Origin of the sequence: Streptomyces sp. CC208A (assembly GCF_030010625.1) — a bacterium.
Lineage (GTDB): Bacteria > Actinomycetota > Actinomycetes > Streptomycetales > Streptomycetaceae > Streptomyces.
In genome coordinates this window covers 90,189-111,765 of sequence record NZ_JASCXN010000029.1, presented here as the reverse complement: position 1 = coordinate 111,765, position 21,577 = coordinate 90,189, and the positions used below count along the sequence as shown (strand labels likewise).

General features: G+C 69.0%; 22 protein-coding genes. 7 read left to right on the top strand and 15 right to left on the bottom strand.

All coding sequences use genetic code 11. The annotated features are described in order from the left end of the window. Positions 1-504: 504 nt before the first annotated feature. The 9 genes from QK442_RS27295 to QK442_RS27255 all read right to left on the bottom strand — a co-directional run bounded on the left by QK442_RS27295 (position 505) and on the right by QK442_RS27255 (position 7,422). Positions 505-1,239 (bottom strand): methyltransferase domain-containing protein, encoded by a 735-nt coding sequence (locus QK442_RS27295; protein WP_282696730.1) that lies wholly within the window; start codon positions 1,237-1,239, stop codon positions 505-507. A 36-nt stretch (positions 1,240-1,275) separates the two neighbouring features. Beyond that, the gene (locus tag QK442_RS27290) at positions 1,276-1,959 is read right to left on the bottom strand and encodes a class I SAM-dependent methyltransferase (RefSeq protein WP_282696729.1); all 684 of its coding nucleotides are present in this window, start codon (positions 1,957-1,959) and stop codon (positions 1,276-1,278) included. Between the two features lie 70 nt (positions 1,960-2,029). Continuing rightward, on the bottom strand, positions 2,030-3,397 hold the full coding sequence (locus QK442_RS27285) for a hypothetical protein (protein WP_282696728.1): 1,368 nt from the start codon (positions 3,395-3,397) through the stop codon (positions 2,030-2,032). Further along, positions 3,397-4,167 carry a hypothetical protein gene (locus tag QK442_RS27280; RefSeq protein ID WP_282696727.1) on the bottom strand — a complete coding sequence of 257 codons (771 nt, stop codon included), beginning with the start codon at positions 4,165-4,167 and terminating at the stop codon, positions 3,397-3,399. The genes QK442_RS27285 and QK442_RS27280 overlap by 1 nt, the downstream gene beginning before the upstream one ends. A 39-nt stretch (positions 4,168-4,206) precedes the next feature. After that, the gene (locus QK442_RS27275; protein ID WP_282696726.1) at positions 4,207-4,791 is read right to left on the bottom strand and encodes a CYTH domain-containing protein; all 585 of its coding nucleotides are present in this window, start codon (positions 4,789-4,791) and stop codon (positions 4,207-4,209) included. A gap of 149 nt (positions 4,792-4,940) precedes the next feature. After that, on the bottom strand, positions 4,941-5,240 hold the full coding sequence (locus QK442_RS27270) for a hypothetical protein (RefSeq protein WP_282696725.1): 300 nt from the start codon (positions 5,238-5,240) through the stop codon (positions 4,941-4,943). Between the two features lie 72 nt (positions 5,241-5,312). Then, complete coding sequence (locus tag QK442_RS27265; protein ID WP_030205911.1) at positions 5,313-5,822, bottom strand: nucleoside-diphosphate kinase; 510 nt, start codon at positions 5,820-5,822, stop codon at positions 5,313-5,315. Positions 5,823-6,018: 196 nt separating this feature from the next. Then, positions 6,019-6,585 carry an adenylyl cyclase gene (locus tag QK442_RS27260; RefSeq protein ID WP_282696724.1) on the bottom strand — a complete coding sequence of 189 codons (567 nt, stop codon included), beginning with the start codon at positions 6,583-6,585 and terminating at the stop codon, positions 6,019-6,021. A 144-nt stretch (positions 6,586-6,729) separates the two neighbouring features. Continuing rightward, on the bottom strand, positions 6,730-7,422 hold the full coding sequence (locus QK442_RS27255) for a haloacid dehalogenase-like hydrolase (RefSeq protein ID WP_282696723.1): 693 nt from the start codon (positions 7,420-7,422) through the stop codon (positions 6,730-6,732). Between the two features lie 94 nt (positions 7,423-7,516). On the opposite strand from QK442_RS27255, the gene QK442_RS27250 reads away from it, so the two are divergent. Together QK442_RS27250 and QK442_RS27245 are read left to right on the top strand one after the other, a co-directional pair. Next, the gene (locus QK442_RS27250; RefSeq protein WP_282696722.1) at positions 7,517-8,290 is read left to right on the top strand and encodes an XRE family transcriptional regulator; all 774 of its coding nucleotides are present in this window, start codon (positions 7,517-7,519) and stop codon (positions 8,288-8,290) included. Continuing rightward, positions 8,277-8,744: an NUDIX domain-containing protein gene (locus QK442_RS27245; RefSeq protein WP_033208153.1), complete on the top strand. Its 468-nt coding sequence runs from the start codon at positions 8,277-8,279 to the stop codon at positions 8,742-8,744. Before QK442_RS27250 ends, QK442_RS27245 begins: the two co-directional genes overlap by 14 nt. On the opposite strand, the gene QK442_RS27240 is transcribed toward QK442_RS27245, so the two are convergent. Continuing rightward, the gene (locus QK442_RS27240; protein ID WP_282696721.1) at positions 8,732-9,295 is read right to left on the bottom strand and encodes an HD domain-containing protein; all 564 of its coding nucleotides are present in this window, start codon (positions 9,293-9,295) and stop codon (positions 8,732-8,734) included. The genes QK442_RS27245 and QK442_RS27240 overlap by 13 nt on opposite strands. Before the next feature lie 261 nt (positions 9,296-9,556). Here QK442_RS27240 and QK442_RS27235 point away from each other — a divergent pair, with 261 nt between their 5' ends. Continuing rightward, positions 9,557-12,259 (top strand): DEAD/DEAH box helicase family protein, encoded by a 2,703-nt coding sequence (locus tag QK442_RS27235; protein ID WP_282696720.1) that lies wholly within the window; start codon positions 9,557-9,559, stop codon positions 12,257-12,259. 16 nt (positions 12,260-12,275) lie between these two features. Next, on the top strand, positions 12,276-14,426 hold the full coding sequence (locus QK442_RS27230) for a DNA methyltransferase (protein WP_282696719.1): 2,151 nt from the start codon (positions 12,276-12,278) through the stop codon (positions 14,424-14,426). A 365-nt stretch (positions 14,427-14,791) separates the two neighbouring features. On the opposite strand, the gene QK442_RS27225 is transcribed toward QK442_RS27230, so the two are convergent. Together QK442_RS27225 and QK442_RS27220 are read right to left on the bottom strand one after the other, a co-directional pair. Further along, entirely contained in the window at positions 14,792-15,028 is a 237-nt protein-coding gene (locus QK442_RS27225; RefSeq protein ID WP_282696718.1) for a hypothetical protein, read from the bottom strand. A gap of 7 nt (positions 15,029-15,035) precedes the next feature. Further along, the gene (locus QK442_RS27220) at positions 15,036-15,392 is read right to left on the bottom strand and encodes a hypothetical protein (protein WP_282696717.1); all 357 of its coding nucleotides are present in this window, start codon (positions 15,390-15,392) and stop codon (positions 15,036-15,038) included. 384 nt (positions 15,393-15,776) lie between these two features. Between QK442_RS27220 and QK442_RS27215 the strand changes: the two genes are divergently transcribed. After that, positions 15,777-16,451 carry a pyridoxamine 5'-phosphate oxidase family protein gene (locus QK442_RS27215; RefSeq protein ID WP_282696736.1) on the top strand — a complete coding sequence of 225 codons (675 nt, stop codon included), beginning with the start codon at positions 15,777-15,779 and terminating at the stop codon, positions 16,449-16,451. A gap of 6 nt (positions 16,452-16,457) precedes the next feature. Here QK442_RS27215 and QK442_RS27210 read toward each other — a convergent pair whose 3' ends face one another. Further along, entirely contained in the window at positions 16,458-17,231 is a 774-nt protein-coding gene (locus QK442_RS27210; RefSeq protein WP_282696716.1) for an RNA polymerase subunit sigma-70, read from the bottom strand. A gap of 1 nt (position 17,232) precedes the next feature. Further along, positions 17,233-17,625, bottom strand: a complete 393-nt coding sequence (locus QK442_RS27205) for a DUF6479 family protein (RefSeq protein WP_282696715.1) — start codon at positions 17,623-17,625, stop codon at positions 17,233-17,235. Between the two features lie 170 nt (positions 17,626-17,795). Here QK442_RS27205 and QK442_RS27200 point away from each other — a divergent pair, with 170 nt between their 5' ends. After that, positions 17,796-18,305, top strand: a complete 510-nt coding sequence (locus QK442_RS27200; RefSeq protein ID WP_282696714.1) for a SigE family RNA polymerase sigma factor — start codon at positions 17,796-17,798, stop codon at positions 18,303-18,305. A gap of 124 nt (positions 18,306-18,429) precedes the next feature. Then, positions 18,430-19,752 (top strand): hypothetical protein, encoded by a 1,323-nt coding sequence (locus tag QK442_RS27195; protein WP_282696713.1) that lies wholly within the window; start codon positions 18,430-18,432, stop codon positions 19,750-19,752. A 19-nt stretch (positions 19,753-19,771) separates the two neighbouring features. Here the strand turns inward: QK442_RS27195 and QK442_RS27190 are convergent, their stop codons facing one another. Further along, a complete protein-coding gene (locus QK442_RS27190) occupies positions 19,772-21,469 on the bottom strand; it encodes a bifunctional 3'-5' exonuclease/DNA polymerase (RefSeq protein ID WP_282696712.1) in 1,698 nt (565 codons plus the stop codon). Positions 21,470-21,577 lie beyond the last annotated feature (108 nt).

Below are 21,577 nucleotides of genomic sequence, written 5' to 3'. Positions count from 1 at the left end.
TTGGATCTGACTTCCGCGCACAAGGGGTACGGGGAGGGACCTTGGCGCGTACTGACCCGCCCCGGACACAGGGCCATTGCCGTGGGGGAGCGGCGTAACTCGTCCGTGTCCGGGGCGGGGGTCTAACGGCGGCGCAGGAGCCAGCCTTGGCCGCGGTGTTTGCCTGTTCGTCGCGGGGTGGGTGGTTCGGCGGCTGGGGGCTCGTCCTGCGACGGGGCGCCAGCCGACGTGTCGCCGAGGAGTAGGGACTCCCAGACCAGCTCGTGGAGCGTGCTGATGCACGGACCGCAGGCGTACATCGGCGCCTGGGCACCGGCGACGGTTGCCGGGCCGATCCAAAGAACGCGCGTCCACCTCCGCCCGCAGTAGAGCCAGCAGAAGCCGTCGACCCACGTGTTGGCATCGTCCGTGGTCGCCGGGGCCGGACGACCGCCGCGGGCGAAGTCGGCGATGCCGGGGATCACCCGATGTCCCAAGGCGAGTTCCGTGAGCACGTCGGGCTGCCTACTTGGTCGCGATGACGTAGACACTCGCCCACTGCCGTTTCGGGTTGGCCATGCTCGGGTCGAAGGTCCAGGGCTCGACGGTGGCGAAGCCGGCCTCGGTGAAAAGCTGGCTGAGCTTCTCGAAGTCGTAGGCCCAGTAGTGGGGGTTGTACGTGGGGTCGTCGTCCTGGTCGCGGAAGACGTAGTTGATCAGGTCGAGGTAGGTGTTGATGTCCTTGCGGCAGTCCCGCTTGGCGTACCAGCGGGCGATCATCTCCTCGGCCTGTTCCGGGCCGGCCGGGTACTGGCTGAGCACGAAGGCCGCGTCCGGGACCCCGGTGATGAGTCGGCCGCCGGGCGTGAGCACGCGGAACGCCTCGCGGGCGTAGGTCTTGGCGGAGCGGGGGTAGTCGATGTGCTCCAGGAAGTGCTCCGAGAAGATCTCCTGGGTGCTCTCGTCGGCGAGCGGCAGGCCCTCGCGGACGTCCCACAGGAGGTCGGCCGGTGGGACGATGTCGATGTTGAAGAAGCCGTCGATGCGGTGACCGCCACCGCCGATCTGCACCTTGGCGGGGCTGGGCTGGAGGACACCGTCGGGCAGGCCGGCGAGGCTGGCTCGGTGGTGGCGGTGCAGCTCGGCCTCCTTGGCGGCCGCCCTGAGCGTGCGGGCGAGGCCGTGCGTGGTCGCCGGGGAGGCGAGGGCGCGGTCGAGCTGGTCGAGGAGGGACGCAATCTGGGCGTCGTGTGTGGCCATCGTGTCTCGCTTCCTGGGTCGCCGTGGGTGGGTGGTTCAGGTGCTTCGGGTGCTGAGCTGCTCGATCCGCCACAGCCCCAGGCCGTTGCCCGGGTGGTGTCGCCCGTTGTCGGTGAAGTCGGTGACGAAGTGCTCGATGGGCGGCGGGAGGTGGAAAGGGGCCGCCTGGAGGTTGAGCGGGCGCCAGTGGCCGTCCGTGGTGTCGCGGTTCTCCGCCAGGTCGGCGTACGTGGTGGCGAGGAGGTAGGCGGAACCGCTGGCGGCGATGCGGGCGAGGAACGCCAGGACCTCGTGGTGGGTGAGGTGGACCATGCAGTCGCGGGTGAGGACGAGATCCGCGGCCGGGATCTCGTCGCGGCTGAGGTCGGCCTGCTGGAAGGACATGCGCTCGCTGCCGTACCGCTTCTGGTTCAGCTCGACGAGGTCAGGGACGACGTCCAGGCCGACGTACGCGTCCAGCCGGTCGAAGCCGTCGACGTGGCGGATCCAGTTGACGTCTCCGCAGCCTGCGTCCGTGATCGTACGGATCGGGTACCGCGCCAGGACGGATGCGAGGGCGCTGCGGACCGCTTCGGTCTGCCGCAGCTCGGATCCGGGCCCGGAGAACGACTCCGGCGATCCCCAGTGGTTGGTGCGGAAGACCTCGGTGAAGATCGTCTCGGCGGTCTGCGCGGGCGCCGGCCAGCTGCGGGTGGGACGTGGGTGCTCGTGGGTCGACATGCCTCTCCACTTCGGCAGGGTGAGGGGGACAGGGGGGGGGCGGGCGATCTGCCGTGCTGGCTGGCCCTGATCAGCGGCTGTTGTTGCGCATGAGCGTGTACTTGATGTCCACCAGGCGCGGGGCGATGGTCAGCGCGAGTTCCTCGGCGGGGTGGAGTCGTCCGTGGTCGTCCCGCTCGGCTCGCCAGACGCGGTAGTCGAGGTCGGGGTACGCGGGGTTGATGCCGATCTCGCCCTTGGGGATCGTGCCGTTGAAGGGCGCGATGATGTCCATGTGGTTCCAGTAGTTCCACGCCTGGAGCGCCTTGTGCTGGTCGTAGTAGAAGTAGAAGTCCGGGTACCGGCCGAAGGTGCGGAGCTCTCGGTGGATGAGGTGGCCGAGGAGTGGTCCGAGCTGAGTGGAGAGGCCGTCGAACTCCCAGCGGGTGCGGTGCCAGGCTTCGGGGATCTGACCGGGGGTGAAGAGGCGGGCCGCGACGAGGTGGCTGATCCGCTCGGTCAGGTAGGCGCGGGCGTGACGCGCGTCGAGGCTCGGGTCGATGCGGGCCAGGAGCGTGGCCAGGCCGGTGGGCGAGGGCCGGAACCGCGCGAGGTCGAACTTGCCGGCCATGTCCGGGAAGGACGCGAACAGCATGTCCTTGTAGAGCCAGTTGTTGAACTCGCCGTGCTCGGCCCGCTCGCGGGTGTCGTCCGTGGTGGAGTGCAGCATCAGGTACTCGGCCAGGGCCTCGAAGTACACGTAGCCGAGGATCGGTAAGCGGGGGATCGTCTCGTCCAGGAGCCGGAGGAAGTTCTCCGGGGAGACCGTGGCGCCCTGGTGGGCGACGGCAGCCGCCAGGGCGAGGAAGGCCGCGGAGTTCTTGATCCGGCTGACGATCGTCTCGCGCAGCTGGTGGCGTTCGGCCTTGGAGAGCAGGTACTCCAGGCGGCTGTAGATCTGCAGGTGGATCGAGCCGAGACGGAGGTAGTCCACGCCGGCCAGGCCCCGGTACGCCTGCGGCGGGAGGGAGACCTCGAAGATCAGCGGGGTCGGCTCCCGCCTCGGCTCCCCGGCCTTCGCCACGAAGGCCGGGGCCTCCTTGGTCAGGATGTACTCGCCGAGGTTGTGCATGCGGAAGCCGCGCTCGGAGGCCGTGAGCGGCGCGCAGTAGACGCTTCCGACCAGGCAGCCCCCGGAGGGGTACAGCGCGCCGTGCTCGCTGATCTGCTCCAAGGCGTGCGTGACGTGGAGCAGGTGGAGCTTGTCGCCCGTCCCCAGGGCCCGGAACATCGCGTTGTCCCGCAGGAGCCGGCCGTTGGGCGTGTCGGCCAGGCGCTTGTCCCAGGCTGCGGTCTGCGCGGCGAGAGGGTCCTGGCCGTCGGCGGGGCTGGGGACGAGGGTGGTGTCGAAGAAGGAGTGGGCGTCGGCCCACTGCTCGTAGGCGTCGAGGAAGTCCATCAGCCGATCAGCTCCATGATCGCCAGGCTGCTGAGAACGGCTTCCGCGCTGTCGGCACCGGCCAGCCACGCGGACTCGGACCGGACGACGAGCTCGAAGGCGGTGGTCCGCAGGACGCTGAACGCCTCGGCCCGGACACGGGCGGGGTCGGGCCACCAGGTGAGCTTGGGCAGGCGGTAGCGGTCCAGGGCGTCGGCGGCCTTGAGGAGGTCGGTGATCGTCCTCGTACGGGCGTGGTCGGCGTGGTCGTCCGGAGAGAAGTGCTCGTACGGCAGGTCGTGGAGCCGGACCGCCGTGCCGACGGCGGTGACACGGCTGGGCGTCGGGGTGAGGCCGAAGCGGTCCCAGACGGCGCCGGCGTTCTCCGTGAGCCAGATGGCGGCGCGGGCGCCGTGGCCGGCGTCGTCCTTGTCGTGGAGCCGACGGCAGTCGTGGACCGCCGCGGCCAGGATGAGTGTGGCGGTGTCGTCCTCGCCGAGGCCGGTGGCCTCGGCGAGGAGGGCGGCCATGGCAGCGGTCCGTACGGCGTGCCGGATGCCGTGGAGCGAGTCGTGGCACCTGGCCTCGGCCAGCCAGTCGGCGGGCAGGGCCGCGCGGGCCACGAGCTGCCGCGAGCTCGGTCGCAGGGTGGGAGGAGGCGGGCCGTCGGGGAGCTCCGGCCGGTTGGCGGCGATCCAGCGGACGGTGGCGGGATCGGTGTACTGGTGGTGCGGGAGCTGCTTGCGCGCGGCCAGCTCGACCAGACTGTCGGCCGGCAGGGTCGTGCTCATCGGGCCCACCCCCTCATGGTGGTCTGCGACAGCGGATGCCTAGCTGGCAGTGGCGGCGGTCGCCGCCTTCTCCTTGCGCTCCTGTTCGGCGGCCTCGAAGGCGGCCGTGAAGTCGGCGAGCTCCTGTTCGGTCATCAGGTGGATGCCGAGCTCGTCGGCGACGGCGCTGATCCGGGCGGTGGCCTCCTCCTGAGCGGTGGCGCCGGCACCCTCGTCGAGGAGGACCTCGAACTCGGCGTGGTGTCCCCACGCCTCGCTCCACTTCACGGCGATCTCGACCCCGCGGAAGCGGAAGTTGTGCCGCTGGTTGAACGCCTGGTGCATGGTGTCCTCGAAGCCGAGGGCGTTGAAGATGCGCACGGCGGCGGGCACGTCGTCCTGGCCGATGGCGATCTCCGTCTCGGGGAAGGCGGCGCCCTGGCCGATCTTGCTGGCCTTGAGCGTGATCTTCGCCGAACCGGCGGCGGTGTTGTCGGTGACCTTCAGCAGCTGGTCGGGCAGCACGTAGAAGTAGATGTTCTTGTCGTCGCGGCCGAGGTCCTCGGCCTCCGCCGCGAGGCGGACGAGGAGCTTCTCGTACGTCTCCTCGTCGAACCGGGCGCGCATCTCGATCTCAATGGCCACAGGGGCTCCCTTCTGGAATCAGGCATGGGGGATCCGCCCGAGCCGCCCCATGTATGGGGGCTGGCTCGGTTGGACGTGATGTGTGGTTGGTCAGCGGTCGGCGGGGTGCGGCCCGTCGCCGGGTGCCGCACCGCCGCCGGGGTCGTGCGTCAGTCGAAGTCGCCGAAGCGGTCGCGCAGGACGCCCTCGTGCAGGTAGTTCGGCAGGAGGACGCCGCCGACGGACATCCTCTTGGTCGCGACGTCACCCTCGGTGTCGCTGGGGAAGCCGGCGAGCAGGGTCAGGCACTGCCTCGCCCACTCGCGGGACTTGTCCCAGTCGCCGGCGTCGCGGCTCTGGATGGCGAGGGCGAAGGCGGTCTCCGCCGCGGCCCAGCGATCGGTGGCCAGCTCCTGCTGGAAGACGCTCTCCAGCTCGGCTGCGGAGGCGACGCGGGTCGGGTTGGTCATGGGTCTTCTCTCCTACGTTGGTGCTGGGTGGTGTTCAACGCGTCGGCTTCCGAGAGGTGACCTCGGTGCGGGTCAGTACGTGAAGATCTCCGCGAGGGTGCGGTAGTCGTGGAGCTCGTCCTTGTCGAACCAGAGCGCCACCTCCTGGTCGGCCTCCTCCTTGTTGCCGGAGGCGTGCACGAGGTTCGCCACGGCCTTCCCGGAGGCGGCGCTGGCGCCACGGCTGTAGTGCGAGAAGTCGCCCCGGATGGTGCCGGCGGGGGCCTCGTTCGGGTACGTGCTGCCGACGATCTTCCGTACGGTCGCGACCGCGTCGAAGCCCTCCAGGACGAGCGCGATGACGGGGCCCTGCTGCATGAAGGTCGCGGTGAGGTTGTAGACCTCCGGGCCGAGCCGCTCCTCCAGGTCGAAGTAGTGGCGCCGGGTGAACTCGGCGTCCATCTGCTTCATCTTCACGCCGACGATCTTCAGCGCGGCGTCCTCGAACCGGCTGATGATCTTCCCGCCGAAACCGCGGACCAGAGCGTCGGGCTTGAGAAGGACGAGCGTGCGCTCCACGGTGTTTTCCAGATCCTGGGCCATCGATTCCCTTTCAGCTTTCAGGCAGGCCAGATGGCGGGCGCTCAGCGCCTCGCCCGCCCGAGGTTACCGGCGGCGTAACCCCTTTCCGCGCAAGGCAGTTGAGCGATTGAAGGCTTATCGGCCAAGTGGCCGAGACCATCGCCCGAAGGGGGTCGGCCGGCCAGTGGTGAGCCCGGCTGTCGCCCCTCGTGCCAGGTCACGTCGCACGGGCATGGGCGGTATCGGCGAAGAGGAGGGTGGGTTCGGCAAGCACGTTGCGCCTGGTCGCGTTCAGGTAGATCTGCTCGACGCTCCCGGCTTGGGCATCGCCGAAGTCGAACCCGATCAAAGCCGCCGCCTGCCGGACGGACGCCTCATCGGGGCCGGCGACCGCGACGAGCACGGGGAGGTCGGGCCACGCCTCGATTGAGAACGCCGCTTCCCCCAGCCGCCACTCCTCGCGGAAGTGCTCCTGATAGCGGGTCTCGCGCAGGCCCAGCTTGCGAAGGATCTCCACCGCGGACGCGCGGTCGGACACCACGGTCTCGACGACCGCGCTGCCCTGGAGCGTCGAGGAGGCACAGGACGAACCCAGCGCGAGGCTGACGCGGGCGCCCTGTCCACAGAGGCGCAGACAGAGACCGGGGTCCAGAACCTCCCCCTCGAAGATCCAGCACGTACGCAGCGCCCAGGGGATCCTCTGGACGGCCCCCACCTGGCTGAGCCTGGTGCGGATGTCGGCGGCGTCGACATCCAGGAACCGGACTTCGTGTTCGCGCTTCATGGCCCCCTTCTCTCATCGTGAGGCGAGCGACCGCCCGTTCGAGCGATCACAGGCTTGCGATCCGTGCTGAGACCGATGATGGGGAAGGAGAAGGGGACACCGTCACCGCGTCTGCGGACGCCAGGCAGGACGTCCTGGGACGTTTCACCGTCGCCCGGCGCGCTCCAGCAAATCCAGCACCCGAGAGGTCTCGGACAGATCCCTCAGGACCACGGAGGCCCCCGCCGCTCGCAGCTCTTCCTCACTGTGGATGCCGGACGCGACCGCGAGGATCTGCGAGCCGGTCGTGAGCGCGGCTTCGACGTCCCGAGGCGTGTCACCGACAAGCACCACCGGAACGTCTTCTCCAACGCCTCGGAGCCGGCGCGCCCGCTCCCGAGCCACTTCCACGAGGTCCGGTCGCAGATCCGCGTCGGCGCCGTACGCGCCCACGGACAGGTCGAGAAGCGTGTCCAGCCCGAAGGCGGAGAGCTTCACGACGGCGTTGGCCGCGATGTTCCCCGTCAGAACAGACGAGATCCAGCCATGCCGGCCAGCCGCTGCGGCGAGTGCCTCACGCACCCCAGGCAGGGCGGTCCCACGACGGCGCAGATCCTCCTCACGCCCTTCCCCGGCCTTGGCGAGAGCCGCTTCCACGGCGGACCAGTCCGGCACGGGGACACCGTGCCGGACAAGCAGCTCCCGCATGATCAGGCGATCTGTACGGCCCTCCGTCCGCGCCGGCCCGTCCGGATCCCGCCCCGCGAGGAGGGAGAACGCGCTCGCGTAGATCTCCTTGCTCACCCCGGCGTTCTCGACGAGCGTGTGGTCGATGTCCCACAGAACAATGAGCTGCATGGCGCCAGCGTAGAGAGACGGCCGAGAGCGGCTCGGTGAAGACGTCCCAATACGTCCTTGCCCTGCCTACCCAGCTCGCGCTTGCATGACCAGCGTGAACGAGCGACTGCATTCCGTACTCGCCCAGCGTGGCGTCTCCATCGCGTCGCTCGCCGAGATCTGCGAAGTGGACCCCAAGACCGTAGGTCGCTGGCTCGGTGGGCGCGTCCCCCACCGGCGCCACCGTTTCGCCGCAGCTCAACACCTGCGCGTCGAGGAGTCCTTCCTCTGGCCCCCGCAGCGGTCCCGCGCGACGCAAGCCGCGCTGGCTTCCGACGGCGAACTCGTCGGCACCTATCTGAACCGAGCGAGTGTGCCCCGGGAGATGTGGATCTCACTGCTTCGAGGAGCACAGAAGGAGATCAGCGTCCTCGTCTTCTCGGGCACCTTCTTCGCCCAGTCCAACCCCGACGTGGCCCGGATGCTCGCCGAGCGCGCGCACGCCGGCGTCCGCGTACGGCTGTGCTTCGGCGACCCCACCGGCGGGGCGGTCGCCGTCCGGGGACGGGAGGAAGGGATCGGCGACACGCTCGCGGCGAAGATCCGCGCCTCGCTGACCTACTACCGCCCTCTCTTGGGCAAGCCGGGGTGCGAGGTACGACTGCACGACACCACCCTGTACACCTCGCTCTTCCTCTACGACGAGAACCTGCTGGTCAACCCGCACGTGTGGGGACGCCCAGCCAGTGCCAACCCGCTGCTCCACCTCAGACAGGGCACCGAAGGCGGCTGGTTCGACAACTACGCTCAGAGCTTCGACGCCGTCTGGGCCGGCGCACGGCCCTGGACACCCGACCAGGAGGGGACCGCCGCACATGGGCAGGACTGAGTACTACAACGACCCGGACGCCCCCAAGGCCAACACCCTCATCCCAGCCAGCAACCTCCTGGTCGTCGACGGCAGCGGCGCCATCCTGCTCCAGCGCCGCCGTGACACCGGTCAGTGGGCACTGCCCGGCGGCGCCCAGGACATCGGCGAGACCGCCGCCGAGTGCGCGGTACGCGAGTGCCTGGAGGAGACGGGGATCGTCGCCGAGATCACCGGCTTCCTCGGCGTCTACACCAACCCGAACCACATCGTGGCGTACACCGACGGCGAGATCCGCCAGCAGTACGAGAACACCTACATCGGCCGCCCCGTCGGCGGCGAGCCCACCATCAACGACGAGGCCGACGGCGTCCGCTTCGTCCAGCCGGCCGACCTCGACCAGTACGACATCCACGCCAGCATGCGCCAGCAGATCGGCGACTACCTCGCCGGCACCTACCCCTACCTCGGCTGAGCCGCCAGCGCCGCCTCCACCCGCCCCACGGCGGCGAAGATCTCCGGCGCCGCCCGGCGGATGAACCGCCCGACCACACTGTCGTCCCCGTAGCGGCCAAGGATCTCCGCGACCCGCTCCTCTGCGGTGGTCCGGCCGCCGTCGGGCGTGGTCGTCATGTCGCAGTACACGAGCGCGTCCACCAGCAGCGGCTCCTCCAGCAACGGAAACTCGCTCGCGAGCTCCTCCCGCAGCCCCCGTTCCTCGGCCTCCAGGAGCGCGAACGAGTGGTTTGCCACCAGGCGCACCAGCCGATTGTCAGCCCCGTGCTCTTCGCGAAGGAACCGGGCCCCGTCCAGCGGATGGAACCCAGTCGTGGCCAGGCGCGGCGCGTACCCGACATCGTGCAGCGTGGCGGCAGCGATGAGGAGGCCAGCGTCTTGGCCGAGGACCTGACTTACTTCGACCGCACGCTGGGCTACACCCTGTGTATGTGCCCACCTCCGGGGAAGCGTGCTGCTGAGCTCGGCCTCCGCGACCTGCGCCGCCCACTCCTCGATCAAATCACCCATGCGAGCTCTTTGCCCCAGGCATGGCTCGCACAAGCCTGACCAGGTCCGTGATTCACCTTGGCTTCGGTCGATGACGGCTATACCCGTGTCACCGCCGCTGACCTGCCCTTCCTGGCCTGCCCCACGAAGCCCCAGCGCTGCTGACCACTGCCGAGCGCGCCCAGGATGAGGCCGGAGCGCTGGCGCGTCATTTCCGCCTCTACCTTGGCGCTAGCCTTGATCTGGTCATGAGAGGACGACGGCGCAGAGGGCGGGACCGGCATGAAGTACGAGCTGTTTGACTACCAAGCCGTGGCGAAGTCTGCCATCACGAACGCTATTTCCAGCCTAGCGCTCTCGCACGGGCAGAACCCGGAACACCGGGGTGCCATCGTTCTCGGCGCACCGACCGGCGCCGGGAAGACTGTGATCGCGACTGCCGTCATTGAGGCGGTGCTAGACGGCGACGAATCGACCCCTCGCCTCGATAGCGCAACCTTTCTCTGGGTCACCGACGATCCGTCACTTAATAACCAGACGCTCCGCAAGATGATGGCGTCGTCTTCCGGTCTGGATCTCAATCGGCTGATCACTATTGAGAACGATTTTGATCAGGAGGTTCTCGATCCAGGTCGGGTCTACTTCCTGAATATTCAGAAGCTAGGCTCAGCAGCCACTCTCTCGAAAGCGGCGGGCGACGGCCGTGTCTACTCCCTCTGGGACACTATCGCTAACACTGCGTCACGGCGTCCGCACGGGTTTGTCGTGGTCGTGGACGAAGCGCACCGTGGCATGAACACTGCCCGGAACACCCGTGACACGATTGTCTCGCGCATCATCGGTGGTAAGTCCGACGGGCGCCCGGAAGTTCCGATCGTTTGGGGGATCTCGGCTGTTCCAAGGCGATTCCGGGAGGAGATGGCGCAGCGCGGTCGCACTGTGATCTCACACGACGTGGCCATCGAAGATGTTCGATCATCCGGACTTCTTAAAGATCAGATCATTCTTGGTCACACGAAAGGAGTGGAGGCGGCCGAGTCCACTCTCCTTAGACATGCCGTGGAGAAAATTCACGAATATGAGCGGCGCTGGGCTTCCTACTGCACCGAGAACAGTGACCCACGGGTCAACCCGATTCTTGTTGTCCAGGTCGGCGATAAGCCGTCGGTGAAAGAACTGGGCGAGATGGTGGCCACCATACTCGAGGAGTGGCCGGGTATCACGGTGGCGAACATCGTGCATACCTTCGCTTCGCATGCACCGGAGCAGGCTGGAAATCATCGGATTGCGTACTGCTCGCCCGAGGATGTGCAAGATCGCGAGGACGTGAGGGTTGTACTGTGTAAGACGGCCATCACGACAGGCTGGGACTGCCCTCGCGCGGAGGTGCTCGTCTCCATGCGTGTGGCTAAGGACGTCGACCTCATCACTCAGATCATGGGACGGATGGTCCGCACGCCGCTGGCCCGCCGTGTCCTGACGGACGAGACGCTGAATACCGTCCACTGCATCCTGCCGAAGTTCGCTGCCGAGGCAGTCGACTTGCTGGCTAAGGAATTTGAGAAGGGGGACGAGGGCAACCTGGCTGGCGGCACGGAGGTCGTGACCGAGCCCATCCACCTGACCCGGAATCCTGTCTTGGCGCCCCGCCAGCAGGAAGTCTCCACCGAGGCCGAGGAAGACATCTCCTGGTTTGGTGGTGCAGACGACGCGGGGGCAGCTGAGCGGACACTGTCGACCGACGGTGCCGGCGATCGCGCGACGCCGGAGCCTCGCCATACGACGGACGTGCCGGATTCGACCACGCCCAGTCTGTTCGATCCGGCGACAGCGGAGCAGAGCATTAGCGTCCACGCCGGTCAGGACGTATTTGCCGTACTGCAGAGTCTGCCGTCGTACACGATCCCTCGGCGCTCCACCCGGTCGGCGGTCACCCGGCTGTCCGCGCTGGCAGCGCTACTCACCGAGAAACATGACGGCCAGGCGATCGAGCCAGGTGCCATTAAGCTGGCCCGTAAGGCGCTGCTCGCTGAGATCGACTTGTTTCGAGAGGAAGTTGACAGTGCCGGCCGCCTGGAAGGCATGATCGAATCCGTGAACAAGACGGCACTCTATGAGCGGGCGGTGACCTACGGTTCTCCCAGTGAGCACGCCGCTGACACACAGACGCTGATCGCCCTCGATGCGCGGGGCATCGGTCTGCTCTGGGATCGGACGAAGCGTCATCTCCCTGAGGGGCTGGCCGCCAGTTACGTCAGCCAACTCGCGGTCAAGGATGACGAGGTGAGGGAGGCGATGGTTGTCACGATCGCATTGGCCCGTGAAGTGGAGCTGCCGACCCGTATCGAGGAACGCGCATCCCACCTGGTCGCGCAGTGGCTGCAGCGGTACAACTCCGCGACCACGCGCCTGAGCGCCGCTGCCCAGGAGAAGTTCGACAGGATCCGTCGGGAGTCGGACCGCCCGCTGCTCACCTCCCTGAGCCTGCCCACGAGTCGTACTGAGGAAGCCGCGGGTGAGGTATGGGACCGCCATGTGCTGTCTGCCCCGGACGGTACCTTCCATGCCACATTCCAGGAGTGGGAGAAGTACGTCCTTACGGAGGAGCTTGGCCATGGCGCGGTGGCTTGGTACCGGAACCCTTCCAGTGGTCGGCATTCGCTGCAGATCCCTTACACGGCGCCGGACGGTATCAGGGGTCTGGCTCCCGACTTCGTGTTCATCCACGATGTCGGGGGAGAGCTACGTGCCTCTCTAATCGACCCGCACGGCACCCACCTGGTCGATGCCGTTCCAAAGTTGAAGGGTATTAGCGCTTACGCGTCTGACCACGCGGAATCATTCCACCGCATTCAGTCCGTCGCTAAGGTCGGCGGAAGGTTCTTGATGCTCAACCACCTGGACCCGAATGTCCGAGAGGCCATCCGGGCCCATGACGGGCCGGAGGCTTCCGACCTCTTCCACACGCACGGCAGCGACTACTGACAGGCGTTTCGATTCCATGGCCCACATCGACAACCTCATCGCATCGGTCCAGGACCCAGCGTTGCGTGCGGCACTCCAGGCGGAATACCGCAAGGTGCTACGGACCCGTCAGTTCGGACTGGTCTTCAACGCCCACAAACCTGAGTCCGTGTTGTTGCCAAAGTTCGCTGTGCGTCGCGGCGACAAGGTCTGCCTGGTACGGGAGGGCTCGAAGGATCGGACGGACGTGGATGAGTCCGGGGTCTGGACCGTGATCAGTCTGTGTGACGGGACGGCAACTATCCAGTCAAGGACCGATCCTGCGCAGGTTCTTCAGGTGTCGCATGAACGGGTCGTGATAATCCGTGAGTTCGGTGATCCGATCTATCCGGGCCTTCGGTCGACTGGCAGGATTGCACGAGCCAGCGACCGGCCGTGGCACGCCGTGATTAACGCGGAAAATTACCATGCACTGGAGGCCCTGCTCTACCCCTACGAGGGTAGAATCGATGCCATCTATATCGACCCGCCGTATAACACGGGGGCGCGCGACTGGAAGTACAACAACGACTTTGTCGACGATCAGGATCCGTACCGCCACTCGAAGTGGCTTTCCTTCATGGAGAAGCGCCTCCAGCTCGCCAAGCGGCTGCTCAATCCGTCCAGCTCGGTGCTGATCGTCACCATCGATGAGAAGGAGGTCCACCGACTCGGATTGCTGCTCGGACAGGTCTTCCCCGGTGCTAAGTGCCAGATGGTCACGTCGGTCATCAACACCAAGGGGGTGGCGCGAGGTCGAGAGTTCTCCCGGGTCGAGGAGTACCTCTTCTTCGTCTACATCGGGCAGGCCGGCCCGGCTCAGACTCCAGACAACATGCTGACCGCCGAAGGTAGTTCCTCGGCGAGTTCCAAGACGATCTGGCTCTCCATGCTGCGCCGGGGTACCGATGCGCGCCGGGTCGACCGGGAGAAGCAGTTCTACCCGATCTTCGTGGACGAGGCAGCCCAGCGAATCGTCTCTGTGGGTGAACCGCTGCTCCCAGTCACGGCAGACAGGTCGACGGTCGTACCTCCGCCCGGGACCGTGGCAGTGTGGCCGCTGCGCACCGACGGCAGTGAAGGGCGTTGGCAGATTGGCAGGGATTCCTTCATCGCCGCCCTGGCCGACGGCACCGCGCGCCTGGGACGCAGGAGCGCGAAGGGGCAGTGGGCAATCAACTACCTCAATGAGGGCGCGAAAAAGCGGATCGAGGCCGGCGAGATAACGGTTTCTGGCAGGGACGAGAACGGCGCTTTGGTGCTGACCCACTCGGAGGATGCGGAGCGGGCGCAGACTGCTCGCACGGTTTGGAACCGCCCGTCGCATGATGCAAGTACCCATGGCTCGACGATGCTTCGATCCTTGATCCCGGGCAGGAAGTTTAACTACCCGAAGTCTCTCTATGCAGTCGAGGATGCGTTGAGGTTTTTCGTCTCGGACAAGCCTGATGCGCTGATCCTTGACTTCTTCGGTGGATCAGGCACCACGGCTCACGCCGTGGCCCGTCTCAACCATCAGGACGGTGGTCGCCGCCGCAGCATCGTGGTCACGAACAACGAGGTCTCCGACGAGGAGGCCGCAGACATGCGGGCGCGAGGTGTCTACCCAGGAGACCCGGAGTGGGAGAGTCTTGGCATCTGCCAGCACATCACCGTTCCGCGCATCAGGGCGGCGTTCACTGGTATCACCGCAGACGGTAGACCCGTGGACGGGGCGTACAAGTTCAACGAGCAACATCCAATGAGTGATGGCTACGAGGAGAACGTCGAGTTTTTCGAGCTCACCTACGAGGATCCTGCCCTTGTATCGCTGGGGCGGAAGTTCAGCGCCATTGCGCCGCTGCTGTGGTTTAAGGCTGGCGCGACAGGCGAGCGTATCGAAGCGGTTGCCGATGAGGGCTGGGTCGTGCCCGAGGAAGCGGTATACGGTGTCCTGTTCGACACTACGGAATGGTCCGACTTCGTCGATGCCGTGAACGCCCGCCATGATGGGGGGCGGCAACTGCGGCATGCATTCATCGTCACGGACTCGACGGCCGAGTACCAGCAGATCGTCGCGAAGCTCGATCCGTCCCTGGCCACAACCCGGCTCTACGAGGACTACCTCCGAACCTTCCAGATCAACACGTCTGGCCATGTCGAGGAGTGAGGAAGTTGCACCAGTCGGTTCACCCCCGCCTCTGCCGCGATGTACGGGTTGGGGCTGGTTCGACCATGCGCCGCGACGGTCAGGCTCGCCAAGTGCGAGCCGCCGGTCGTCGTATGGAGGCTTGCAGCACTGACAGTCTGCGTGAGCGCTGCGTGAGCGGACGGGGTGGGACAGAGTGGATTGGGCGGCACGCGGGTCGAGAGCTGTAGGTACCTGACCAGGGGAAACGGGATTCGGCAGCACTAGCCAACACCAGCCGGGATGATCTTGCGGGCCCTCGTAATGCGTAGGTCTCGGGTTCGAATCCCGAAGGCGGCTCACTGGAAACCCCAGGTCAGATCTTCTCTGACCTGGGGTTTCGTGGTTCAGGGCCCTCGGCGGCCGGTGTGCCTCTTCGTGAGCCGGGCTCGCCACGCCCAGCGGGTGAGCCCTCCGACGGCGAGGGCGGCGAGGACGGCGCCCCCGTCGATGACGTGCGGAAGCCCTGGGAAGAAGGCGAAGAAGACGAGGGTCGTGGCCGCGCCGACGAGGAAGGCGATGATGCCGGCGCGGCGGAGCTCGGCTTCCCGGTCGGGGTCTTCGGCCGTGGGCTGGGGGCTCATGTGTGGCTCACTTCGTGATGTGGTGGCACTGGGAGACCCGGCGGACACCGTTGATGTTCAGGTGGGCGCACGCCTTGCCGTAGTGGGGGAGTGTCTGGGGCGCGTTGTTCCGCATCGGGTCGATCTTGCACTCGCTGTGGGTCCTGCCCCGGGAGGTGCGGTACGTCTTGTTCCCGGTGTCCGCGTAGGTGAAGTCGATCCGCCAGTTGCAGAAGCCCGCGTTGAGCGCTCCGACGAATCCGCAGTCGACGCCTGCGTTCTGGTAGGTGATGTTCTTGCCCTCGCCTCGGATGATGTGGGTGAACATACAGCCGGTGGGGACCTTCATCGTGACGCCTCCGACCTGGTAGTCGAAGCTGGCCACGGGTGTGGAACCGATGGCCGTGGCATGCGCCTGTGCTGGGATTAAGAGCGCCAGGGCAGTTGCAGCGGCGACGGCTGTGGTGATTCGGGACGTGAGGTGGGCGAGCATGCTTCGTGTTCCTTGGGTCGAGGGTCTCTGCGGAGGGAAAACGCCCCCTGGCCGACTCTCGGTTCGTTTCAGCGTCACAGTCCACTACGAAGAGTGATCAACTGGCAGGCGCGCTGACCCTGCGCCGGAGTGGAGAACCCGGGTTCGGCGCGCGTGGCCGGACGGGGGATGTGGGTAGGTTGGGCGGTGCGCAGGGTGTTAGGTGCGGGTGTCTGAGCTGGGGGAACGGGCTCGGGCTGGTTTCGGGAGTGAGGGGGAGCCGTGGGTGGGAGCGAGTTGGTGGTGACCGGGCGGACTCGGTTGCGGCGGGCGCGGGAGAAGGGGTCTCATCGGCGGGAGGATCTGGACGCGGTCCTTGGTGCCGGGTTCCTGTGTCATCTCGGGGTGGTCGTGGACGGGGCGCCGATGGTGGTGCCGACCGTGTACGGGGTCGAGGGGGACCGGCTGTACGTGCACGGGTCGGTGGCCAGTCGGAGTCTGGTGCGGGCGCCGGAGGGCACGGTGTGCGTGACGGTGACGCATGTGGACGGGCTGGTGCTCGCGCGGTCGGTGTTCGAGCACGGGGTGAACTACCGGTGCGCCATGATCTACGGCGTTCCCGAGGTGGTGACAGAGCCGGAGGAGAAGCTGCGGGGGCTGCGGGCGCTGACCGAGCAGAGCAGTCCGGGACAGTGGGAGTACGTGCGCCGGCCCAGCCGGAAGGAGCTGGCGGCCACCGCGCTGCTCGCGCTCGACCTCGGCGAGGCGTCGGTGAAGACGCGCGTCGGGCCGCCGGACGACGGGGACTCCGAGGACGCGGAGCTCGGGCTGTGGGCGGGGGTGCTTCCGGTGGTGACCACCTTCGGTACGCCCGTGCCCGATCCCGCGCTGCCGCCGGAGCTCGCCGCCGCCGTGCCCGGGCACATCGCGGGGCGGGCCGGGGCGCGGGCCGATGGCGGGGCGGTCGGGTAGGGGAGTCTAGGGCGTTGCTATCGCCAGGCGGGCGAGGTGGGGCGGGTCGGCCAGGACGTCGACCGAGGTGATGGGGCCGGACGGGGCCGTGAAGACGTAGACCGCGTCCGGGGCGCCGATCAGGGCCGGGGCGCCGTCCACCAGGACGGGGCGGGCCACCGCCGCCCGCGCGGCGAGGATCCGGGCGACCGCCGGGGCGCCGTGGGCGGGCCGGACTCCGCCGCGTACGGCCCCGGCGTCGGCCCGCAGGACCGCGTCCGGGTCGAGCAGGGCGCGCAGTGCCGCCGTGTCGCCCTCCTGGGCGGCGGCGAGGACCGCGTCCACCGCCGCCCGGAGCCGTACCGGATCGGGTTCGGGCATCTCCTCGGCGCCCTTGGCCCGGGCCCGCGCGCGGGCGCCGATCTGGCGGACCGCCGCCGGGCCGCGTTCCAGGGCGGGGGCGAGGTCCTCGTACGGGACGCCGAAGCGGTCGTGGAGGACGAGGACGAGCCGTTCCGCCGGGGTCAGGGCGGGCGTGTTCGGCTTGTCCGACCAGGGATCCCACGGGTCCGTGCGGCGGGCCTCGCGGGCCCGGAGCCTGCCGAGGCAGACGCGCGCCAGGACCGACTCCGGGGACGGCCCGGGATCGGGGACGGGGCCCGGGCCCCGGCGGGCGCCGGGGCGGGGGCCGTACGAGGCGAGGAGGCGTTCGGCGGTCCGTACCGCCCGGTCCGCCGCGGGGGCGGAGCCGAGCAGGCCGCGGGCCATCGCCCGCAGCCGGGTGCGCGTGGCGGCGTCCACGTCAGTCGCCGTGTCCGGTGCCCCCGCTGCCGAAGCCGCCGCTGGAGATGCCTCCCCACTTGCGCTTCTCCTCGCTGGGCGGGTCGGGCGAGGTCTCCGTTCCGGCCGTGCCGCCGTCCTTGAGCTGGTACGGCATGAGCCGGTGCTCGCCGTCGGTCTGCGGCATCTCGGCCGGGCGGCGGTACTCCGTCATCTCGCCGGGGAGCGCGTCGGTGTCCGGTCGGTGTGGTTGTTCCTCGGGCTGCGGTGGACGGGGCTCGCGGGTGCGGACCCGGTAGCCGAACCAGAAGGCCGTGATCAGGACGGCGACGAGGATCAGGCCGCCGAGCACTTGTGCCAGGCCTGACTGCCAAACTCCAGCAGCCAGGACCTCTGCTGCGCCGAGAGTGTTCATATCAATAGGATTACCCGATTCCGCTTTTTTGGATGCGTGGGCGGTCGAGTTCGCTGAAACATTTCCCCGGGCCCACCGCGTCGAAGGGGTGTACGGCACGACAAGCCAACACGGCGGTCGCACAGGGCGATCGCCCGTGACCACGCGCGACCGCCAGGGAGGGGAGAGGCATGAGAACGTCCCGCGTGGACGGGTTCCTGGAGTTCGCCTCCGCCCGCACCGGCCAGCTGTTCCGCTCGGCCTGCCTGCTGACCAGCGGCGACGTCCACCTCGCGGAGGACCTCACCCAGGAGACGCTGGGCAAGATGTACGCCCTCTGGGGGCGGGCGTCCCGGATCGGCAACCCCGCCGAGTACGCGCAGACCGTCCTCGTCCGCACGTTCCTCAGCCATCAGCGGCGGCGCTCCGCGACCGAACGCCCGCTGGGCGAACTGCCCGATCACACTCCGGCCGACGGCAGCGACCCGCTGCTGCGGATCGCCCTCCTCGACGCGCTCGCCGCACTGCCCCCGAAGGACCGGGCCGTGGTGGTGCTGCGCTACTGGGAGGACCGCAGCGTCGAGGAGACCGCCGACGCGCTGCACACCAGCTCCGCGGCCGTCCGCACCCGCTGCACGCGGGCGCTCGGCAAGCTGCGGCAGCGGCTCGGCGGCAGCATCTCGGAATTCGCCGTCCGCTGAGTCTCCGCTGAGCCTCCACCGAGCCTCCGCTGAGCCGCGGGCTGGACCTTCGGCCCCTTCCGGGGCCCGACACCTGTTCTTCACGGTACTTCTGAACTCCCGAAGCAGAGACGGTGATCTCGCCATGTCCCAGAACGAAAAGCACGACCCCGACGCCGGGTTCGCCGACGAACTCGGCTCCGCCCTGCGCAGCACCGGCGAGAGCTTCGCCCTCGACGGCCGGCCCGAGCTGGTCTCCGGCGGTCTCGCCCGCGGCCGGCGCCGGCTGCTGCGCCGCCGGCTCGCCGTCACCGGCGGAACCCTCGCGCTCGCCGCCATCGGCGTCGGCGGCGTGTACGCCGGCTCCCTGGTCACCCCCGCCGGACCGGCGGACAAGGCGTCCGTGGCGGGGGCCCCCGAGGGCGGCGGCAAGAGCGAGGGCGGTGGCACGAGCGAGACCGTGGCGGCGACCGAGGCGCCCGAGAAGCCTGGCACGGCGAAGATTCCCGTCTCCGACATCGCGGACATCGTCAAGGCCAACACTCCTGCGGGGCAGTGGCGGTTCGACAATCTGGACGGCGAGGGACAGGGCGTCGGCGGGTACTACGACGACGGCCACGGCGAGGCCGCCGTCGGCGTCTTCCTCAGCCACGCCGGCCACGCCCCCGACGCGGGCGTCGACATGGTGACCTGCCCCGCGAAGGCGTACGTCCCCTACGACGCCTGTGAGGAAGGGCGGCTCGCCGACGGCTCCCGGTGGATGGTCTTCCAGGGGTACGAGTACCCCGACAAGCGCGAGGAGACCAAGAACTGGCGGGCGGTCCTGCTCACCGAGGACGGCTTCCTGATCGACGCGAGCGAGTACAACGCGCTCGCCGAGAAGGGCGCCGCGATCAGCCGGGAGAACCCGCCCTTCACCGCCGCCCAGATGAAGGCGCTCGTCACCGCCGAGGCGTGGCGGCCGCTGCTGCGGCAGATCCCGCAGCTGCCCACCGCGCCCACCGAGCCGGGGGAGGTGCGCCAGGCCCCGCCGGAGATCGTCGGCGACGGCGTCTCCGCCACCCTGCGCGCCCTGCTGCCGAAGGGGCTCCGGGTCGTCGACAAGGGCGGCGAGGGCGAGTTCGCCTTCCTGGTCGTCGACGACGGCAAGGGCAAGAGCCTCGTCCAGGTCAACGTCCAGCACGGCATGGGCGACGTCGCGGGCGACCTCTTCGGCTCCGGCGACGTCACCACCCTGCCCGACGGGCGCAAGGTGAAGCTCACCCAGCAGCCCGGCGAGAAGGGCGGCGCGGGTGTGGTCTGGTGGACCGCCGACACCATCACGAAGGACGGCTTCCGGGTCGTCGTCTCCGCCTTCAACACCGGCGCCCAGCACGAGGCGGCCACCCGGCCGGAGCCCGCGCTCACGATGGAGCAGCTGAAGACGATCGCCCTCGACCCGAAGTGGGCGAAGCTGCCCACCAAGTAGGGGGACCGGTACGCGGGCGCTACTTGGCGTCCGCGTACCGCTCCACCGTCGCCGTCGTGAACGGGAAGCGGACCGGCGTCGGGCCGAAGGCGATCCTGCCCGCCTCGTCCCCGGCCGCCCGGATCGCCTCCGTCACCGCCCCGGCCTCCTCCGCCGGGCAGTGCACGATCACCTCGTCGTGCTGGAAGAAGACCAGCTCGGCCCGCATCCCGGCGGCGGAGAGGGTACGGCGCAGGGCCGCCAGCATCAGGAGGGCCCAGTCGGCGGCGCTGCCCTGTACCACGAAGTTACGGGTGAAGCGGCCCCGCGCCCGTGCGTTCCCGGAGGCGTACCCCGGGGTGAACCCGGCTTCCGGCACGGGCTGTTCGGGGCCCTCCTGGGGGAGTCCCGCCTCGTCGTCGTCCCCGGCGCCGACCGCCCTCGGGCTGGTCCGGCCCAGCCAGGTGCGGACCAGGCGGCCCTCCTCGCCGGCCTTCGCGGCCTCGTCGACGTAGGCGACCGCGCGGGGGAAGCGGCGGCGCAGCGCCGCCAGGTTCTTCAGGCCGTCGCCGCTGGTCTGGCCGTAGACCGCGCCGAGCAGGGCCAGCTTGGCGTGCTCCCGGTCGCCGGAGAACGCCCGGTCGGACAGGCGGGTGTACAGGTCGTCGGAGTGCCCGGCGACCTCCATCAGGCCGGGGTCGCGGGAGATCGCGGCAAGCACCCGCGGCTCCATCTGGTCGGCGTCCGCGACCACCAGCCGCCACCCCTCGTCGGCGACGACCGCGCGCCGGATCACCTTGGGGATCTGGAGCGCCCCGCCGCCGTTGGTCGTCCAGCGGCCGCTGACCGTGCCGCCCGGCAGGTACTCCGGCCGGAACCGGCCGTCGCGCACCCAGTCCGCCAGCCAGGACCAGCCGTGCGCCGTCCAGATCCGGTACAGCTTCTTGTACGCGATCAGCGGAGCCACCGCCGGATGGCCGAGCTCCTCCAGCTCCCAGCGGCGGGTGGACCGCAGCCGGATCCCGGCCCCCGCGAAGGCCCGTATCACGTCGGCGGGCAGGTCCGGCCGGACCCGGCGGCCGAAGGCGGCCGACACCTCGTCCGCGAGCTCCGCGAGGCGGCGCGGCTCGCCCCCGCCCGCGTACCGCTCCCCGAGCAGCTCGAGCAGCAGCTCCCGGTGCACGTCGGCCCGCCAGGGCAGCCCGGCCCGGTGCATCTCGGCCGCCACCAGCATCCCGGCCGACTCGGCGGCGGTGAGCAGCCGCATCCTGCCGGGGTGCTCGGCCCGGTCGTGGCGGCGCTGCTGCTCCGCGTAGACCGCGAGCAGGCCCTCGAAGGGGACGGAGGCGGCGGGCGCCGGCTCGAAGAGGGAGTCCTGCGCGCCGGGCCCGGCCGCGCGCTGCGGCGGGTCGGGCGGCACCGGCGCGTTCCGCAGCCGGGCCCAGGCCGCGGCGGCCGAGCGGGGCTCGCCGAGCCGGCCCTCGTGCCCGAGGAGCAGCTGCTCCGCGTCCTCGACGTCGTAGCACCGCTCGACGCGGACCCCGGCGGCGAGCAGCCGCGGGTACACCTCGGCCGTCGACCGCCACACCCAGCGCGCCACGCCGGGCCGCTCCCGGACGGCCGCGACCAGGTCCGGCTCGCGGCGCACCTCCCCGGCGGGCGCACCGTCCGGCCCGAGGGGGACGAGCAACACGCCCTCCCCCTCCGGCTCCGGCGCCAGCGCCCACCTCTCGCTCATGGGTGCGAGTCTGGCACCCGCCACTGACAGGGCGGACGGGGACAGGCCGGGGAGAGTCGGAGGAAGGCCGGGGCGGGAACAAAGTCGCCCGGCGCGCTCTTGATCACG

Coding starts and splice junctions, on each gene's coding strand:
- QK442_RS27240 (WP_282696721.1), bottom strand. CDS start 9,295: ATGGGTGATTTGATCGAGGAGTGGGCGGCGCAGGTCGCGGAGGCCGAG.
- QK442_RS27290 (WP_282696729.1), bottom strand. CDS start 1,959: ATGTCGACCCACGAGCACCCACGTCCCACCCGCAGCTGGCCGGCGCCC.
- QK442_RS27260 (WP_282696724.1), bottom strand. CDS start 6,585: ATGAAGCGCGAACACGAAGTCCGGTTCCTGGATGTCGACGCCGCCGAC.
- QK442_RS27245 (WP_033208153.1), top strand. CDS start 8,277: ATGGGCAGGACTGAGTACTACAACGACCCGGACGCCCCCAAGGCCAAC.
- QK442_RS27235 (WP_282696720.1), top strand. CDS start 9,557: ATGAAGTACGAGCTGTTTGACTACCAAGCCGTGGCGAAGTCTGCCATC.
- QK442_RS27280 (WP_282696727.1), bottom strand. CDS start 4,167: ATGAGCACGACCCTGCCGGCCGACAGTCTGGTCGAGCTGGCCGCGCGC.
- QK442_RS27190 (WP_282696712.1), bottom strand. CDS start 21,469: ATGAGCGAGAGGTGGGCGCTGGCGCCGGAGCCGGAGGGGGAGGGCGTG.
- QK442_RS27225 (WP_282696718.1), bottom strand. CDS start 15,028: ATGAGCCCCCAGCCCACGGCCGAAGACCCCGACCGGGAAGCCGAGCTC.
- QK442_RS27285 (WP_282696728.1), bottom strand. CDS start 3,397: ATGGACTTCCTCGACGCCTACGAGCAGTGGGCCGACGCCCACTCCTTC.
- QK442_RS27200 (WP_282696714.1), top strand. CDS start 17,796: ATGAGAACGTCCCGCGTGGACGGGTTCCTGGAGTTCGCCTCCGCCCGC.
- QK442_RS27265 (WP_030205911.1), bottom strand. CDS start 5,822: ATGGCCCAGGATCTGGAAAACACCGTGGAGCGCACGCTCGTCCTTCTC.
- QK442_RS27205 (WP_282696715.1), bottom strand. CDS start 17,625: ATGAACACTCTCGGCGCAGCAGAGGTCCTGGCTGCTGGAGTTTGGCAG.
- QK442_RS27270 (WP_282696725.1), bottom strand. CDS start 5,240: ATGACCAACCCGACCCGCGTCGCCTCCGCAGCCGAGCTGGAGAGCGTC.
- QK442_RS27195 (WP_282696713.1), top strand. CDS start 18,430: ATGTCCCAGAACGAAAAGCACGACCCCGACGCCGGGTTCGCCGACGAA.
- QK442_RS27295 (WP_282696730.1), bottom strand. CDS start 1,239: ATGGCCACACACGACGCCCAGATTGCGTCCCTCCTCGACCAGCTCGAC.
- QK442_RS27255 (WP_282696723.1), bottom strand. CDS start 7,422: ATGCAGCTCATTGTTCTGTGGGACATCGACCACACGCTCGTCGAGAAC.
- QK442_RS27230 (WP_282696719.1), top strand. CDS start 12,276: ATGGCCCACATCGACAACCTCATCGCATCGGTCCAGGACCCAGCGTTG.